Raw genomic sequence first — 18,489 nt, 5'->3', positions numbered from 1 at the left:
CCGCTAGACTCCGAAGAGTCTCGCTCGACTTGCATGTATTAGGCACGCCGCCAGCGTTCGTCCTGAGCCAGGATCAAACTCTCCAAGAAAGTTGATTAGCTCATTTGTTACGTTGGCTCGTGTTCTTACTATATTAATAGAAAAAACACGATTAATATTATTTGTTTGCACGATTTTGTTTGTTTAGTTTTCAAAGAACAAGGCTGCAAAATCGAATACCTTCATTTTGCATTAATTATTTTTTTCACAATCACCCAAAAGCGACTCTATCAATATAACAATTCAAGCTGTTAATGTCAACAACTTTTTCAACAAATGTTCATCGTCTTGCCGACGACTTTTTATATATTACAGGATATTAATTAATTGGTCAATGCTTTTCTAAAAAAATTTATCAAATAATAAAAGGTCAAAAATGAATTAGTAATACTAAATTTTTATTTCATGTGGTACATGCCCAATCACATTTAACATTATGCGAATAAAGTATTTTGAAATCACATTTAAAATTTTTAAGAAAAGGAGTGAACACTTTGCCTCGTAAACACCATAGACATCATAATGGACCTCCTGATGGATATCACAATGGGTCTCAATGTGACCAATTCTGTAGTGAACTTAAAAAGTATGAAGGTCAATTCATTACATTAAGGACAAGGTCTGGTGATACCATTCAAGGCACAATGGAAGAAGTCGCAGACAGTGGACTGGTCAAAATAATCCAGCAAGGGATGCTTTCACCATTTATGGATGACCAATTAACAGTCATCCGTATTATTGATATTGAACACTTTACTGTACCACTCTCTCAAGATGAATCTTCAAGTTAATTTTATAGGAAAAAATAATATACCTTTTAATTAGGTATATTATTTTTTCCTAGGTTATAGAAGTTTGAAAAGAGGGGCTTTTAATAATGAAAGTTTTATTTATTTCCTCCGGTTTTACTGGAATCTATCCTTTTTTTGAAGATTCTATAGTAGCTGCATTTATAACCTTGAACCATTCCATACACAAAATTGCTCCAAAATATACAAATGAAACAATTGAATGGATTGAACGCTTCAATCCCGATTTTGTATTAACTTTTGTAGGTTATAAAACAGATGACCAGTTATTACAGCTTCTAAAGAAAAACGGAGCTGCACTCGGTGTGTGGTTAACGGAAGATCCCTATTACATTGACCAATCCATCCTTCTAATCGAGAAGTACGATTATATATTTACGATTGATTTGGGGGCATATGAGTTTTACAAAAGAAAGTTTCCTGCCAAAAACATTCATCATCTTCCATTGGGATCAGATCCTTCTCTTTATTATCCTTCGAACTCTTTAATTCAGGATTCATTATACGATTTATGTCTAGTTGGTTATCCTTATCCAAACAGAATAGACTTAATCAACCATATACTAGACCAAACATCCCATACCATCTTATTAGCAGGTCCTAATTGGAAAAAATATTTTAATAAAAAAACAGATAGATTGATGATTCTTAACCAATGGATGGAACCAGGAGTTGTTAGAAAAATCTTTTCCTACTCTAAAATCGTATTAAACCCTCATCGCCCTTTTAACTTTAATAAAAACCAAAATAGCCTTGGGATTGAAAGCAGAAGCATTAACAATCGAACATTTGATATTGCCGCTAGCGGAGAATTTCAATTAATAGAAAATAAACTCGATTTAAGCCAGCATTTTGATACCTCTCAAGAAATTGTTCCCTATGGCGATTTTAATGAATGTGTTCATTTAATCAAGCAGTTTGTAGACGATGAACAGTCTAGAAATTTTTATAGACAAAATGCAAGAGAAAAGCTTTTGAAAAGTCACACATTTGTTCATCGAGTTGAATTACTGCTTAAACAAATTTCAGAGAATTAAAGGGACTGGGAATGTTCCTTAATTATGACCAAACTCAGGCGAATATAATGGCAACTATCAAAATTTGAATATTAATAAGTAAAACCTATAACACTTATTTTTAAAAATAAGTTAAATCTACCAGAGGAAGAGGGAGAAATTTGTATGAATTAAAAGGTAAAACGATCCTGATAACCGGTGGTACTGGATCGTTTGGACGAAAATTTGTCAGTAAAATTCTGGAGATGGATGTAAAGAAAGTCATTGTCTTCAGTCGCGATGAATTAAAACAATATGAAATGGCTCAGGAGTTTACGGATTCAAGAATCCGCTTTTTTATCGGTGATGTCCGTGACAAAGATAGATTAGTTCAAGCATTTAACGGTGTTGATATTGTCATCCATGCAGCTGCATTAAAACATGTCGGGGTGTGCGAGTATAATCCGTTTGAAGCCATTAAAACCAATATCCATGGTGCTCAAAATATTATTGAGGCAGCAATTAACAGTGGGGTTGAAAAAGTTATTGCATTAAGTACCGATAAAGCTGCAAGTCCAGTGAACCTATACGGTGCAACAAAATTAGCATCTGATAAATTGTTTGTTGCGGCAAATTCTTATGTTGGAATGAAAAAGACTCACTTTGCAGTGGTTCGTTATGGAAATGTGGTTGGCAGCCGTGGCAGCGTCGTTCCATTTTTCCAAAAAGTGAAGGATAGTGGGAAAATTCCGATTACAGATGAACGGATGACACGCTTCTGGATTACATTGGATCAAGGCGTACAGTTTGTAATTGACAATCTAAGAAGAATGAGGGGCGGGGAAATTTTTGTCCCGAAAATACCAAGTATGAAAGTAACGGATCTAGCAATTGCGATTGCACCGGATTGCGAAGTAGAGATTATCGGCATTCGCCCCGGTGAAAAATTGCATGAAGTGATGATTACGGAAGATGATGCCCGCCGAACATTAGACTATGGCACATACTATGTCATTCAACCAGAATTCCCCTGGTGGACTATTGAATCCTCAACCGGAGGAAAACCATTACCTGAAGGTTTTAGTTATGTAAGTAATACCAATATTCAATGGCTATCGGTGGAAGAGTTAAGAAGTCTAGCCAGTGATGGAACGGAGGGAGACTGACAGTGAATCATAAACCAATGAGGGATTCCTATCTTCCTTACGGCCGACAGTGGATTGATAATGATGATATTGAGGCTGTCGTGAACGTGTTAAAAGGAGATTACCTTACTACGGGACCCTTCGTTTCCATTTTTGAACAAGCAGTTGCTAACTACGTCGGAGCAAAATATGCCGTTAGTTTCTCAAATGGCACCGCTGCCCTGCACGGTGCCTGCTTCGCAGCTGGGATTACCGAGGGAGATGAAGTGATTACAAGCCCCTTGACGTTTGCTGCGAGTGCAAATTCCGTTTTATATCAAGGTGGAAAGCCCGTTTTTGCTGATATTAGTGAAAAAACGTACAATATCGACCCAAAGGAAATCGAGAATAGAATTACAACGAACACAAAAGCCATTATACCAGTAAATTTCACAGGGCAGCCTGCATTTCTAGATGAAATAGGTGAAATCGCTAAGAAACATAACCTAGTGGTGATCGAGGATGCTGCGCACGCCCTTGGTGCCACCTACAAGGGAAAAATGATTGGTTCTATAAGTGACATGACCATGTTTAGCTTTCATCCGGTCAAGCATATCACTTCAGGGGAAGGCGGAATGATTACAACCAACAATAAAGATTATTATGAGAAGTTGCTGCAGTTTCGTTCTCACGGTATCACCAGAGACCCTAATAAATTAACGGAAAATCATGGCCCATGGTATTATGAAATGCAGTTTCTTGGCTTTAATTATCGAATGACTGATATTCAAGCTGCCCTTGGGACAAGCCAATTAAAAAAGATTGATAAATTTATAGGTTTACGAAAAAAATATGTCTCGATGTATAATGAGGCATTTAAAAAAATCACTGAAATTTCGATTCCCCATCAAGACGAAAATAGTGAATCGAGCTGGCATTTATATATCATCCGTCTTCATTTAGAGCAATTAACTGCCAGTCGAAAAGAGGTATTCGAGGCCTTACTCCAAGAAAATATTGGAGTGAATGTGCACTATATCCCTGTTCATCTATTACCCTATTATCAGGGCTTAGGGTATCACCGCGGGGATTGTCCAATTTCTGAAAAATTATATGAAGAAATCATTACTTTACCACTTTTTCCAGCCATGACAGAAAAAGACGTATTCGACGTCATAAATGCTGTCAATAAGGTGGTCACCCATTATTCAAAATGATTAGAAGGTGATTATTTGAAAGTAGTAGCTATTATTCAAGCAAGAATGGGCTCTACAAGATTACCAGGAAAAGTTATGAAAGAAGTTTTAAGCAAACCCTTGCTTGAATACCAAATCGAAAGAGTAAGAAGATCAAAGCTCATTCAACAAATAGTTGTTGCAACAACAACAAAGAAAACGGAACAGCCCATTATAGATCTCTGTGACAGGCTGAAGGTGGATTACTATCGGGGTCCTGAATATGATGTATTGTTGAGGTATTTTGAATCAGCAAAAAAATATAACGCTGAAGTGGTGGTTCGTCTCACTTCAGATTGTCCGTTAATTGATCCGATTGTTATAGATAAAACCATCTCTGAATATCTATCGAACATGAATAATTACGATTATGTTTCCAATACAATAGAAAAAACCTATCCTCGTGGTTTAGATGTGGAAGTATTCTCAATAAAAGCATTAGAACAATCGAATAACGAAGCAACAAATCCAGAGGATCGTGAACATGTGACACCATATATTTATCATCATCCTGACAAATTCAAAATAGGGTGTGTTAAACATAGGATCAATTTAAGTTCTTTTCGTTTAACAGTAGATACAGAAGAAGATTTAGACCTAATTGCCCGCTTGATTCCATGCCTTTATGGACAGTATAAAGAATGGTTCTCAATAGAAGATATCATTCATTTGTTACAAAAAAAACCGGAATGGGTTTTAATAAATTCTCATATTGAACAAAAGGAAATTAGAGGATAATAATATGAAAAATTTATTTTTTAGAGTTGATGCATCTAAAGAAATTGGCACAGGGCATCTAATCAGATGTCTTACAATTGCTCATAAAGCCAAGATCCATGGATTCAATATTGTTTTTATCTGCAAAAATGATAAAGACAATCTTAAACAGATGGTAGTTAATGAAGGTTTTCAATTTTTCGAAATTCCAAAAGAACTAAATTTTAAAATCGATCCTACTGTTAACTATTCAGAGTGGCTTAAGTCTAGTTTTGAACATGATGTATCTAAGTCAATCAACATTATTCAACAATTTATAGGTCAGAAATATTTAATTATCGACCACTATGGAATAGATTTCAAGTGGGAAACCATCATCTATGAATTCGTTGATAAATTAATTGTAATAGATGATTTAGCGGATAGAAAGCACAAGTGTGACATTCTAATAGATCAAAATTTTTTTATGGACTTAAATGTAAGATATAAAGATAAATTGATTGGTGAAACTAAAACCTTTTTGGGTCCTAACTTTGCCATTTTTAGAGATGAATTTTATGTTAACAGGATATTAGTAAATGTGCGGACCAAGGTTCAAAAAATACTAATTTTTTTTGGTGGCAGTGATCCTACTAATGCGACACTTAGAACCTTGAATTTAATAAATGAAATAAACTTGGAAAACATCGCAGTAGAAGTTGTGGTTGGAAGTACTAATAAAGATAAAGATGAGATACAAACGATTTGTAATAATACTCGTAACTTTAATTTCCATTGCCAAATTAACTATTTCTCAAAACTTATTTCAGAATGCGATTTGTGTATAGGTGCAGGAGGCATTAATCTTTGGGAAAGAATTTTTATGTTACTTCCAACCATTACTATTTCAGTTGCAGAAAATCAAGATTCAGTCTTACAAGAAGTACAAAAAACCGGCTGTATTTACCACTTAGGGCACCATAAAAACCTTTCACAAAATGAAATAGAAAAACAACTTTTAAGATTGATTCATAATCCATCTGAAATTCAGAAAATGTCCATTAACTGTAAGTCTGTAATTTCTTCTAACGATAAAGATTATCTGATAAATGATATTTTAAGTAAACAGTAAAAGGAATGTGATTCTGTTGAAAATAATCTTCATAACTGGAATTTCCAAAGGCTTAGGTTCTTCTTTATTTTCAAATATCACAAAACTAAAAAATCATTATGTAATTGGAGTAGGTAGAAATTTTACCGATAACCAATTAGCTTTGTCCAGGTTAAATGAAAATTTCAAAATTATGTTTTGCGATTTTGGGTATAAACCCTCTATTAACCTAAAAGAACTCGATCTGACAAACTTTGATGAAATTATCTTTATCAATAATGCAGGTACGATAGAACCTATTCGAAAAGTAGGTTCTCTTGGAGATTTCGAGGACATTCAAAAACATATTAATATTAATTTGACATCTGTCATTTATTTTATTAATAGCATCATTTCATTTAAAAAAAGAGAAACACCTTTAAAGATATTAAATATCACTTCTGGTGCTGCGGAAAAACCAATTCAGGGTTGGAGCCTATACTCTTCAACCAAAAAGGGCATTAAGACTTTTTTAAATAGCTTAAAAGAGGAATCCACTAACATTGATGTACACCATATTGACCCGGGGGTTATGGATACTGAGATGCAGGAATCAATAAGGAATAGTAATCCAAAAGATTTTCCTTTCGTAAATGATTTTCGTGATTTTTATTTAAAAGGTGAATTAAAATCTCCTGATCAAGTGGCACTGGGCATTGTTGAGGAGTTTTTAACATGAAAATAGGAGTGATTTCAGATATTCACGGAAATTATTATTCATTAGAAACTGTATTAAACTACGCTAACAAACTTGGAGTTGATCATTTTTTAGTATTAGGCGATTTAATCGGATATTTTCATGAACCTGATTTAGTAATAAGAAAACTAAAAGAACTCTCTTGTACTTTTATTAGAGGGAACCATGAACGTCTTTTAGAAAAAGTAATGCATGGAGAACTAAATCTTTATGAAGTTACAGAAAAATATGGACCAGGCCATCAAAAAGCTTTAGAGAAATTGGATGCTGACGAATTAAATTGGTTGGTTAATCTACCAGATGAGCAGGAGGTTTGTTTTGAAACATTAAAAATAAAATTATGCCATGGCTCTCCTCTATGTCCTGATGAATATATATATCCTGACGCTTCTGAAGAACATCTAAACCAGCTTCTAGATGGTGATTCTGATTTTGTATTTATCGGGCATTCACATTACCAATTTATCTACTCTTCAAATAACAAATTATTAATAAATGCAGGTTCTGTAGGGCTAAGCAGAGATATAGGAGGGTTGGCTAATTGGGGCGTATTAAACACTGGCAATCGAATATATACCCCCATAAAAACCCCCTATAATGTAAGCTCAATTCTTAATGATATTGATAACTACACACATAACAAAGAGTATCTGAAAAATGCAATTCTAAGAAACAGGCAAGATATCTATTTGAAGAAAGTGGGAGACTGATGCATTTAAATTCAGTTCTTATTACAGGTTGTGCGGGTGATATAGGTCTTGGCATAGCTAGAATTATTAGAGACCTTTCTTGGATTGAAAAAATTTATGGCTGCGATATTAATGACCAGTTTCCAGTAGGTTATTTTTATGATGGTTTCAAGAAAATTCCAAAGGTTAAGGATGAAAATTATCTTGAGTCTATTGCAGCAATGATCAATGAATTTAAATTCCAATTAATAATTCCTAGTTCTGAGCCGGAGCTAAGATTTTTTAGCAGGAATAAAATAACGGATATAAATGGTGTTCCACTATTAATTCCTAGTTTTGAAATTATGAACTTAGGCTTTGATAAATTAAAAACATCATTATACCTACAGGATAATAGTTACCCTTTTCCATGGGTTGCGGAAGTTTCTAACAGTTCTCCGCTTGAGTTGCCGTGTATTGTAAAAAGTAGAGATGGATCTGGCAGTAAATCGATCAATATTGTTCATAAGGGGAATTTAGAATATTTCAAAAAAAATTATCCAGAATATATATTTCAAGAGTTACTCTTACCAGATAGTGAGGAGTATACCTGTGGCGTATTTAGGACGAAAAGTGGAGAAACGAGAACCATAATTTTTAAAAGAGTATTAGCCGGTGGAAGAACCGGCTATGCGGAAGTAGTAAAAAATGCCGAAATAGAGAATTTATTACTAAAAATGGCTGAAGACATTAAATTTCACGGAAGTATCAATATTCAATTAAGAGTTACTGAAAAAGGACCTGTTATTTTCGAAATCAATCCAAGGTTTTCAAGTACCGTAGTTTTCAGACATAAATTAGGGTTTGAAGATGTGAAATGGGCCATACTTGATTTATTTGGAGAGAAAGACGAGATGGTTGTGAATGAAGAATATTTAGGAAAAAAGATCTTTAGAGCCGATACAGAAATTATTTATTGAAAGGAAGAATGGAATTATCATGAAGGAAATTAAAATTCTAAGCCGGATGATTGGACCAAATCATCCTCCTTTTATTATTGCGGAAATGTCAGGGAATCACAATCAATCGCTAGAACGGGCATTGGGAATTGTAGAAGCTGCTGCAAAATCAGGGGTTCACGCATTAAAAATTCAAACATATACCGCAGATACAATGACGTTAAATATGAGTAATAAAGATTTTAAAATAGAAGATAAGGATAGTTTATGGCATGGAAATAATCTCTATAAACTATACCAACAAGCCCATACTCCGTGGGAGTGGCATAAACCGATTTTTGAAAGATGCCGGGAATTAGGACTCATTCCCTTTAGCACACCTTTTGATGAAACTGCCGTTGACTTCCTCGAAGAATTAAATACACCTATGTACAAAATAGCTTCTTTCGAAAATAATCATATTCCACTCATAAAGAAGGTTGCTGCTACAGGGAAGCCGATGATTATATCAACAGGTATGGCTACGCTAGCCGAATTAGATGAAACCGTTCGTACAGCAAGAAATGCTGGATGTAAAGATATCATTCTTTTAAAGTGCACAAGTACTTACCCGGCTACCCCCGAAAATACCAATATATCAACGATTCCTCATATGAGGGAATTATTTAACTGCCAAGTTGGTTTATCTGACCATACGATGGGAATTGGCGTGTCTGTAGCCAGCGTGGCCCTTGGAGCCACTGTTATAGAAAAACATTTTACAACCTCTCGTGCTGACGGGGGCGTAGACTCAGCCTTTTCTATGGAGCCTTCTGAAATGCAAGCTTTGGTTATGGATGCAACAAGGGCATGGCAGGCTTTGGGTCACGTAACTTACGGACCGACTGAACAAGAAATGAAATCACTGAAATTTAGAAGATCCATTTATATTACAAAAGACTTAAAAATCGGAGACGTTTTGACAAAAGAAAATTTAAGTGTCATTAGACCAAGTTATGGGTTAGCTCCAAAATATTACGAACAGTTATTAGGTAAAAAGGTATGTAAAGAAATAAAGGCAGGTACTCCTGCCGATTGGAATATATTAAAGGAATAAATTGCATTTATAGGACTCCTTCAATTTAACTGTTGGAACAGTTAAATCGAAGGAGTTCTTTTCCTAAATCTAGGACCTATTTAAATACCATTCTTGCTATTCTCGTTTCTGAGTGGAATAAATGTCAATACATTCTCTGAGTTAATAGTGGGACCATCTGGTATTTTATCAAGAGTGTTATCATAAAATACTCTGATATCCTTTGAATTAAAACCTAGCTTTTTAAATTCGTTTTTCGAGAATATGTGACATTTTTCCCCACCAACAATTAAATAAATTGGATCACTTTTTCCTTTAACTAGCATTCCGTCCACGATTTCATCAGCTGTTGAATAAACTTTAATTCCAGTCAAAGTAAATAAAAACTCTTGAAATTTCTTACCCGCAATTTTTTGTGGATAGGCATTGGAAAGGAATTCATCTTTTATTATGGTCCATTCTTTTTGAATATTACTATTTTCTAAAAAATAACCAATCATTTTTGTAAGTTTTATAGGATCATAATGTGTAAATTTTGCCAATTTCTCATAATAATATCGGTCATTTCCATCGTAATAGTCTTCTTTGCGTAAACAAAATACTGGCTTACTAAATATCATCGCTTCTAAGCCTACGGTTGTATATTCTTGAACTACGATATCAACATTAGAAATAATATCATACAAATCCATTGTAGGCGGAACAAGCTTAATTGAATCATACATTGAACTAATTTTTTTATATTCATCCGTTCCAAACCGTTTTATTTCAGAAGGATGAGGTTTAATGATGATGTTTATTAAAGGGTTTTTTGTTAGTCGTGTAATGAAGGATAACCACGTATTAATATCACGGACCATATTTGTGGCAATAAAAATAAGTTTTTTTTCTGAGCTTATTTGGAGATTCTGAATAAACTCGTTTTTAGACATGTGTTTCTTTGTAAAGATTTGATCAAATCGAGGATGACCTGTAATTTCTAGAGAATTCTCTGAAACTCCTTGTTTTTGGTACCATTCCTTTTCATAAGGGCCAAATACAGCATATTTTGAGGCAAAAGCAGGCATATAACCCATTTCGTTCGCTATAATGCCGTGCTGGGTACATATACTTGGGATGCCTCTGGAATTAGCAACCAACGCAAGAATTCGACTAAACATACCACTTGTATTTCCTACAATAACACACGCTATATTGACCTGATTAAAGAAGTTGTCATAAGCTGCTAATAAATCGATCATTACCGGAATATCTTCTATAAATTTATTTTGAAAATTCTTATTACTATAAACGGGATGTTCATGATATTGAGAAAATAAAGACTGCGTTTTTTTTATAAATTTATTAGTTAACCCTATTACATCCTCACGATAATGATCTAAAAGATGAACCTTTCCTAATTCTTCCAAGTTTTGAATATACGTACTATACGAATTTTTATTTTTCATTTTTGGTGAAAACAGGAAGTCAGTTTTATTCTTATCGAAAGTAGATAAATATTCACGTGGAAAACGTAGTAGGTCTCCATCGTGAATTAGAATATTACCAGTTTTCGTTAAATTTGAATGGTTATTTTGAATTTTACATAAGAACACATCAAAGTGTGGTTGAATTTGATTCTCCTTCTGAATTTTATTCCTTAATTTATCGCCAAATGAATCTACTTTCATTAGTGATTTTATCTCATCATCTATATAAGTTTGCAGTGTAGATAATAACGGTAGAGGAATGTTCTTATAGTTTATTTCTTGAAAATCATTAATAAAATCGATAAATACGGACCAAAAATGTTTAAAAAATGTATTCAAACAATCACTCCATTTTATTAATATTTTGTATAATTATCTAATTCCTGTAGTTAGCTTATTAATTAACTCTGTTAAACAATTACCCGATAAATTTTGAGTGTATGCAAAAGATAAAAACTCCTTACGTTTCGTTTCATAATAATTTTTGAAAGATTCATTAGATAAAACATTATTAATGTTATCTGCAATTTTTCTCGGCTCAGATTGAACAAAGTCATCCAATTTATCAAAATAGTTAGTGTTTATGCCATGTTTAAAAACGGTAATAGGTTTTCCAAATAGCATTGCTTCTAATCCAACAGTTGATGAGTTTACCACCACAACATCCACATTGGGAAGAATATCGTATAAATGTAGGATTGGATTTAAAATTATTTTTACAGAACTATACTTGGAACTAAGCATTTTGTAATATCTATAATCCTTGTTCCATAACTCCAATGGATGGGGTTTAATGATTATTTCGTTAGTCTGATCCATAACAAGATGTTTTATTAATTTCTCCCATTCAAGGAGATTATTAGGTTGAGTTGCGATTAGTATCCTTTTTTTCCCGTACTTTACTCTTCGGTCTTTTTTTAGTAAACTAGTCATTTGCTTTTTTGAGAAGAGTTCATCGAAACGAGGATGACCAACGATTTCAATTCGTTCCTCTAATACTCCATTGTTTATATACCATGCTTTTTCATATTCTCCATAAACAGCCTGTATGGTAGAAAAAACAGGTAAATAGCCCTCCTCCTTCATAATTAACCCATGCTGCATACAAATACTTGGAATTCCTTTGGAATTGGCCACCGCCACAATACTTCGGCTTATAGGATCCTCTGTTGTCCCTACAATAATACAAGAAATCGGAACTTCCTCAAAAAAACGGTTTATAGCTGCCAAATTCTCCAATAGTTCAGGAAGGCATTCCATAAATTTCTCTATAAGATTATTATTTTTTCTAAAGATTTGATTACTTTTAGGAGATAAAATAATATCCTTTATCTGTTCCTGATATTTTTTTACTGGTTCTGATACATCTTTTTTATATTGTTCTAAATAAATGGTAGGAATTACTTTATTTCCCCCCATGTTTTTTTGTTTTCTTAAAATTACCGTCCGCGATGGGTCAAAATATTTCTTAAGTATATTATCAGGAAAGCGTAAAACATACTCATAAAGAAGAATCTTTCCAGAGCTTTGATTTACAGGATTTTGGTTTGTTCCTTTTTGAATATACTTATCAAATAGCGGTTGAATTTGCGTATCAGAGTAAATCTTATTCTTTAGATGATCCTTAAAGGATGAATTCTGCATTTTCTGAACCAATTTGCCATTATCTTTTAACAAACCAGAAAAATCACAAAGCAAAGGGATTAATATACCCTTATATTCTACTTCTTTGAATTCCTCTATAAAATCAAGATACAAAGACCAATAATGTTGTTGAAAAAAACTCAAGTCAACTCCCCCCATTAAATATTCTATGAAATTTTCATCTTTTTCGTTTACTAAAATCAACTAATTTTATAGCCTATTTTTGGACAGGCAGTTATTATAAATGGACTCATTTTTTTCACAAAGTAAAAATTTCCTGAACAATTTATAATCATCTTTAAATATTATAAAGTAATCACAATCATACAATCTTTATTGAATACTTTTCCAAACTGGTATTCTTTAAGAAAAGAAATCCTCTGCACCTATTTTAAAAACAACCCCCACTTTTTTCATAAGTAGGGGCTGTTTTGTGTGCAGGTTTTAATTAGGTTTTTATAGGAGGGCCATCCGGTATTTTTTTAAGTGTGTCTTCACTTACTATTTTAATAGTCCTTGATGTAATACCAAGATTTTGAATTCAGCCATAGAAGTAATGTGACATTTTTCTCCATCCACAATTAAATAAATTTTAGGACCGCTTCCATAAAGCAGCATTCCATCAACGATTTCATTCATGATTTTTATCGACGATTTCATCTAGGGTCTCATTAACAGTCTCCATAACCGTTTCCTTATCTTTGGCATCGGTATTAATGCCTGTAACACGGAATAAAAACTCATGGAATTTTGGACCAGATAGTTTTTGCGGATAGCTATCGGCAAGAAAATCCTCTTTGATTGTTGTGTATTCTTTTTTTATATCATTATTTTCCAGATAATAAATAATCATTTTTGCCAGTTTTACAGGGTCATAATGTGTAAATTTTGCTAAATTTTCATAATAATAACGGTCATTTATATTATAATAGTCTTCTTTCCGTAAGCAAAATACGGGTTTACCAAATAACAACGCTTCTAAACCAACGGTTGATAATTCTTGAACGACTATATCGGCATTCGCGATAATATCATACAAATCCATTGATGGAGAAACAAGATGAACGGAACTGTACTTTGAACTAATTGTTGAACTAATTGCTTCATAATGATTTATTCCTAACTTTTTTGCTTCAGAAGGATGCGGTTTTATGATGATCGTTAATTGAGGATTTTTTGCTAGTTGATGAAAGAAGTTTGCCCAACTAGTAATACGACTGGTCAAATTGGTGGCAATAAAAACAATATATTTTTCAGGGCTGATTTGAAGATTCTTACAAAACTCCGCTTTTGACATATATTTCCTTGTGGAGATTGAATCAAATCGAGGATGACCCGTAATTTCGATGGAGTTACTTGACACACCCTGTTGTTGGTACCATCGTTGTTCATAAGGACCAAAAACAGCGTATTTAGATGCAAATGCAGGCATGTAACCTAATTCGTTGCCTATTATGCCATGCTGGGTACATATACTTAGTATTCCTTTTGACTTAGCCATCAAGGAAAGAATTCGGCTGAACATACCTTTTGTATTTCCGACTATCACACACGATATATCAACCTTATTGAAAAAGTTATCATAGGCCGTCAATAAGTCTACCATTAAGGGAATATCTTCTATAAATTTATTTTGAAAGTTTTTATTAGCATAAACGGGATGATCATGATATTGGGAAAATAAAGACTGAGCGTTTTTTATTAACTCATTCGTTACCCCTGTTACATCCTCACGATAGTGATCTAAAATATGAACAGTCCCCAATTCCTCCAAGTTTTGAATATAGATACGATAAGATCGACTATTTTTCATTTTTACCGAAAACAAAAACTCCGTTTTACTTTTATCAAAAGTACTTAAATATTCACGTGGAAAACGCAGCCAATCTCCATCATGTATAAGAATTTTCCCCTCTTTTTTTAAATTAGAATTGTGAGCAATAATGGTATTCAGGAACCTATCAAAGTGCAGTTGAATTTGATTTTCTACTTGGATTGTATTCCTTAATGTTTCGCCAAATGATTCCATTTTCATATGTGCATTTATTTTGTCATCTATATACATGTGAAAGGCAGGAAATAAAGGTAAAGGTATGCCCTTGTACTTTATTTCTTGAAAATCTTCAATAAAATCAATAAATAAAGACCAATAATGCGTAAAAAATGTATTCACACAATCACTCCTGCTTATTATAATTTTGTCCCAGTATTTACTAGTTTTAGTTAGTTTATTCGGTAATTCTATTAAACTCTGACCCGAAAAATTTTTATGTAGGCAAAAGATAAAAACTCCTACGTATAGTTTCATAATTACCCTAGGTGAAAAAGCTCAAGTCAACTCCCCCATTAAATATTCTATGAAATTTTCATCTTTTTCGTTTATTAAAATCAACTAATTTTATGGCCTATTTTTGGACAGGCATTTATTATAAATGGACTCATTTTTTTCAGAAAAGGTAAAAATTTTGTGAACAATAGTAATGATCTTTCAATATTATAAAGTAATCACGATTACACAATCTTTATTGATTACTTTTCCAAACTGAAAGGGTTATTGGTTGTCACAGGATTATTTAGGAGGTAGATTATCGTGTTAATGTCTATTATGAAAGAAGAATTAATTAGTTTAGTTGCTAATCAATTAAATAATTTGCTAATATTCGATAAAACAAAGGAACTTAAAGTACTAGAAGAAGCGATAAATATTGCTTTAGATCGCACAGAATATAATTTCAAATTTAATAAAAATAAATATTATTCAAAAGATGGACAAGTTTACTTTAATCCCTTTCAAACTGATCAATATGCGGTGTTCCTATACTATTTATCGAATACGATTTGGAAAAAATTCAATAATGAAAGCCTGGCAACTAGAGTTTATTGCCTTAATAAGTTATTAAACTCTTTTGATTTATACTTTGAAGTGGAACTTCCAGACATTTTTTCATTAAGCCATCCAGTTGGAACTGTAATGGGCAGGGCTAAATACTCCGACTTTTTTTCTATTTCACAGAATTGTACTGTAGGTAATAACCACGGCATTTTTCCTACCTTTGAGAAAAATGTGATTTTGTTCTCTGGTGTAACAATTATTGGCAACTGTAAAATAGGGGAAAACTGTTTAATATCAGCAAATACTTATATTAAGGATACTGATATACCTGACAATAGTATTGTGTTTGGAAGTTCACCTAACTTGACCATAAAAGAAAAAACTAAGGAATATATGGAGAAATTTTTTCAATCAAAATGGGCTACTAAATGACCATTTTGACCTTCAACAAACCTCGCCATTATTACCGCCCGTCCAACAATCTGGACGGGCTTACGATTATTTTATTAGGTAACTTTACTCAAGGCGGGTTTCAAAGAAGTGTTTATTCGCTTCAAATAAAGCTTCATGAGTTCCTGCATCAAGCCACCAGCCTTTCAAAATATCATAACGAAGTCCCTTTCCTCTAATATAGAGATTATTTATATCTGTTATCTCCAATTCTGACCGTGTCGATGGTTGTAGTAACTCAATTAAATCAAATACATTTTTGTCGTAAAAATAAACACCTGTTACACAAAATGTCGAGCTGGGATTATCAGGCTTCTCAATAATGGAAAGTATAGTTTTTTTTTCTTCATCTAATATGGCAACTCCATATCTCTTAGGATCCTTCACTTCTTTTAAGAGCACTTTTGCACCATAAGGTTCATTTTGAAAATCCTCAATAAAAGGTCTTAAATCATCATCAAACAGATTGTCCCCTAACATAACGATACATTGATTATCAACGAAAGATTTTGCGCATACTAAGGCATCGGCAATACCTCCGCCTTTTTCACTTTGAACGGTATATGTCAACTTAACACCTAATTCATCACCATTACCAAATAATTCTTTAAATGAACGTAAGTCTTGCTTGTTAGTAATAATTAAAATCTCCGTAACACCTGCTTGTTTCAACTTATTTATCGGCCAATAGATCATTGGATATGGACCAACCGGGAGCAAGTGTTTGTTGATTATTCTGGTAAATGGATCAAGACGGGTGCCTTTACCACCACCTAATATTACTCCTTTCATCTTTTCATTCCTTTCCATTATTTTCTCTTTTTTACCCACCACCATTTGTTATCCTGATACCAATCAATGGTTTGAACAATGCCAGTATCAAAAGTATATGTTGGTTTCCAACCTAACCTCTCTAATTTAGAAGGATCTATCGCGTAACGCTTGTCGTGACCTAAGCGGTCTGGTACAAATTCAATCAATTCTTCAGACTTTCCTAAAAAGTTAATAATCGTTTTAATCACTTCTATATTTGTTCGTTCATTATGTCCGCCGATATTATAAACCTCCCCGTTCGCGCCCTGATGAAGGATAAGGTCGATGGCCGCGCAATGATCGAGGACATGGAGCCAGTCACGAATATTTTGACCGTGCCCAAAAACCGGTACCTTTTCGTTATTTAATACTCGTAAAATCGTTAGCGGAATTAATTTTTCAGGAAATTGGAAGGGGCCATAGTTATTGGAACAACGAGTGATATTGATTGGCAGACCATAGGTTTCAAAATAAGCTCGTACCAATAGATCAGATGATGCTTTACTCGCACTATAGGGACTATTAGGTTTTAGTGGGGTATCTTCTGTAAAGAAGGAGGACGTATCAAAATCTAGTTCACCATAGACTTCATCAGTGGAAACATGAATAAATTTCTTCACACCATATTGTTTGGCTACATCCAATAACACCTGTGTTCCTAACACGTTGGTCCGGACAAAGATCTCTGGATCAGCAATCGAACGGTCGACATGACTTTCTGCAGCAAAGTGAACAACGTGGGTAAATTTTTCATTTTTAAAAGTCGAAAAAATTAGGTTCCGGTCAGTTATATCTGCTTTTATAAAGTGGTAGTTCTCTTTTTTTTCTGAATCACGATGTTTAGTAAGATCACCAGCATAGGTTAATGCATCTAAATGATAAATTTGATAATGCTCGTATTTTTTCACCATATATTGGACAAAGTTTCCACCTATAAACCCGGCTCCACCCGTGACAAGAATTTTAGTCCTTACCATAGATTTTCACCTCAGCTTATAAATTGCGTAAAAAACGTTTTAATGAATCTTTCCAGGTTGGCAGTGGATTAAATCCTTGCTCCATTAATTTTTGTTTAGACAGACGTGAATTTTTTGGACGAATCGCCACAGTAGGATATTCCTCGGTACGAATAGAATGGACTCTTACCTTTTTTCCAGTGATTCGAAAAATTTCTTCCGCAAATTCCGCCCAATTGCAATACCCTTCATTCGTTGCATGGTAGATTCCAAATTTGTTTGTTTGAATCATATCTAATAATAAAGGGGCTAAATCCAATGTATACGTAGGTGAACCAACTTGGTCCCCTACTACATTTAATTCATTCCGGGTTTCCGAAAGCCTAAGCATCGTTTTAACAAAATTGTGTCCATTTATCCCATAAACCCATGAAATCCTGACAATGAGCCAATCAGTTAATACGGACTTTACCACTTTTTCTCCTTCATATTTTGTTAATCCGTAATAGCCTGCAGGATTGGGTTCATCTGTTTCCTTAAACGGGACCTCGCCGATTCCATCAAAAACATAATCTGAACTTATATACATAAACTTAGCCTTTACTGCTTTTGCAGCATTTACTAGATATTTCGTACCGTTCACATTAACATCCCAACAGTTTTCCTGATCACCTTCTGCCTTATCAACAGCCGTATAGGCAGCACAATGAATAATAGCATCAGGTTTAATTGCGTTTACTCGCTCATACACCACCTGTTCATTCACAAGGTTTAAATCCTTAGAACCAAAACCAATCATGTCTAAGCCACGTTTCACCCCTTCACGAACAACATCATATCCGAGCTGGCCAGTAGATCCGGTTACTAGAATTTTCAT

General features: G+C 33.8%; 18 protein-coding genes and 1 rRNA gene. 11 read left to right on the top strand and 8 right to left on the bottom strand.

Annotated elements, in window-relative coordinates:
• Positions 1-89 (bottom strand): 16S ribosomal RNA (locus tag ACE198_RS10050); the annotation flags it as partial.
• Between the two features lie 444 nt (positions 90-533).
• On the opposite strand from ACE198_RS10050, the gene ACE198_RS10045 reads away from it, so the two are divergent.
• From ACE198_RS10045 to pseI, 10 genes are all read left to right on the top strand, one after another.
• A complete protein-coding gene (locus ACE198_RS10045; protein WP_375375447.1) occupies positions 534-830 on the top strand; it encodes a hypothetical protein in 297 nt (98 codons plus the stop codon).
• An 86-nt stretch (positions 831-916) separates the two neighbouring features.
• The gene (locus ACE198_RS10040; protein WP_375375446.1) at positions 917-1,885 is read left to right on the top strand and encodes a CgeB family protein; all 969 of its coding nucleotides are present in this window, start codon (positions 917-919) and stop codon (positions 1,883-1,885) included.
• Between the two features lie 140 nt (positions 1,886-2,025).
• Positions 2,026-3,009, top strand: coding sequence for a UDP-N-acetylglucosamine 4,6-dehydratase (inverting) (gene pseB / locus ACE198_RS10035; RefSeq protein ID WP_375375445.1), 984 nt, complete (start codon positions 2,026-2,028; stop codon positions 3,007-3,009).
• Between the two features lie 17 nt (positions 3,010-3,026).
• Positions 3,027-4,184: a UDP-4-amino-4,6-dideoxy-N-acetyl-beta-L-altrosamine transaminase gene (gene pseC / locus ACE198_RS10030; protein WP_375375455.1), complete on the top strand. Its 1,158-nt coding sequence runs from the start codon at positions 3,027-3,029 to the stop codon at positions 4,182-4,184.
• A 15-nt stretch (positions 4,185-4,199) separates the two neighbouring features.
• Positions 4,200-4,940, top strand: a complete 741-nt coding sequence (locus ACE198_RS10025) for a cytidylyltransferase domain-containing protein (RefSeq protein WP_375375444.1) — start codon at positions 4,200-4,202, stop codon at positions 4,938-4,940.
• Between the two features lie 4 nt (positions 4,941-4,944).
• Complete coding sequence (gene pseG / locus ACE198_RS10020; protein ID WP_375375443.1) at positions 4,945-6,030, top strand: UDP-2,4-diacetamido-2,4,6-trideoxy-beta-L-altropyranose hydrolase; 1,086 nt, start codon at positions 4,945-4,947, stop codon at positions 6,028-6,030.
• A 16-nt stretch (positions 6,031-6,046) separates the two neighbouring features.
• Positions 6,047-6,727 carry an SDR family NAD(P)-dependent oxidoreductase gene (locus ACE198_RS10015; protein WP_375375442.1) on the top strand — a complete coding sequence of 227 codons (681 nt, stop codon included), beginning with the start codon at positions 6,047-6,049 and terminating at the stop codon, positions 6,725-6,727.
• Complete coding sequence (locus ACE198_RS10010; protein ID WP_375375441.1) at positions 6,724-7,455, top strand: metallophosphoesterase family protein; 732 nt, start codon at positions 6,724-6,726, stop codon at positions 7,453-7,455. Before ACE198_RS10015 ends, ACE198_RS10010 begins: the two co-directional genes overlap by 4 nt.
• Positions 7,455-8,393: an ATP-grasp domain-containing protein gene (locus tag ACE198_RS10005; protein ID WP_375375440.1), complete on the top strand. Its 939-nt coding sequence runs from the start codon at positions 7,455-7,457 to the stop codon at positions 8,391-8,393. Before ACE198_RS10010 ends, ACE198_RS10005 begins: the two co-directional genes overlap by 1 nt.
• A 19-nt stretch (positions 8,394-8,412) precedes the next feature.
• Positions 8,413-9,468, top strand: coding sequence for a pseudaminic acid synthase (gene pseI / locus ACE198_RS10000; protein ID WP_375375439.1), 1,056 nt, complete (start codon positions 8,413-8,415; stop codon positions 9,466-9,468).
• A gap of 80 nt (positions 9,469-9,548) precedes the next feature.
• Here pseI and ACE198_RS09995 read toward each other — a convergent pair whose 3' ends face one another.
• The 4 genes from ACE198_RS09995 to ACE198_RS09980 form a co-directional block, all read right to left on the bottom strand.
• A complete protein-coding gene (locus ACE198_RS09995; RefSeq protein WP_375375438.1) occupies positions 9,549-11,255 on the bottom strand; it encodes a CDP-glycerol glycerophosphotransferase family protein in 1,707 nt (568 codons plus the stop codon).
• A gap of 33 nt (positions 11,256-11,288) precedes the next feature.
• Positions 11,289-12,704 (bottom strand): capsular polysaccharide export protein, LipB/KpsS family, encoded by a 1,416-nt coding sequence (locus tag ACE198_RS09990; protein WP_375375437.1) that lies wholly within the window; start codon positions 12,702-12,704, stop codon positions 11,289-11,291.
• 357 nt (positions 12,705-13,061) lie between these two features.
• Entirely contained in the window at positions 13,062-13,220 is a 159-nt protein-coding gene (locus ACE198_RS09985) for a hypothetical protein (RefSeq protein ID WP_375375436.1), read from the bottom strand.
• Positions 13,192-14,733, bottom strand: coding sequence for a UDP-N-acetylglucosamine 2-epimerase (locus ACE198_RS09980; protein WP_375375435.1), 1,542 nt, complete (start codon positions 14,731-14,733; stop codon positions 13,192-13,194). Before ACE198_RS09980 ends, ACE198_RS09985 begins: the two co-directional genes overlap by 29 nt.
• 423 nt (positions 14,734-15,156) lie before the next feature.
• Here ACE198_RS09980 and ACE198_RS09975 point away from each other — a divergent pair, with 423 nt between their 5' ends.
• Complete coding sequence (locus ACE198_RS09975) at positions 15,157-15,825, top strand: LbetaH domain-containing protein (protein ID WP_375375454.1); 669 nt, start codon at positions 15,157-15,159, stop codon at positions 15,823-15,825.
• Between the two features lie 84 nt (positions 15,826-15,909).
• Here ACE198_RS09975 and ACE198_RS09970 read toward each other — a convergent pair whose 3' ends face one another.
• From ACE198_RS09970 to rfbD, 3 genes are read right to left on the bottom strand one after another with little or no spacing between them, the layout of a single operon-like run.
• Positions 15,910-16,635, bottom strand: a complete 726-nt coding sequence (locus tag ACE198_RS09970; protein ID WP_375375453.1) for a sugar phosphate nucleotidyltransferase — start codon at positions 16,633-16,635, stop codon at positions 15,910-15,912.
• Positions 16,636-16,652: 17 nt separating this feature from the next.
• Positions 16,653-17,633: a dTDP-glucose 4,6-dehydratase gene (rfbB, locus tag ACE198_RS09965; protein WP_375375434.1), complete on the bottom strand. Its 981-nt coding sequence runs from the start codon at positions 17,631-17,633 to the stop codon at positions 16,653-16,655.
• Positions 17,634-17,649: 16 nt separating this feature from the next.
• Positions 17,650-18,489: a dTDP-4-dehydrorhamnose reductase gene (rfbD, locus tag ACE198_RS09960; RefSeq protein ID WP_375375433.1), complete on the bottom strand. Its 840-nt coding sequence runs from the start codon at positions 18,487-18,489 to the stop codon at positions 17,650-17,652.

Source organism: Neobacillus sp. KR4-4, from assembly GCF_042136325.1.
Lineage (GTDB): Bacteria > Bacillota > Bacilli > Bacillales > Cytobacillaceae > Neobacillus.
Note: the sequence above shows the minus strand (reverse complement) of the source record. Positions and strands in the feature narration are given on the sequence as shown.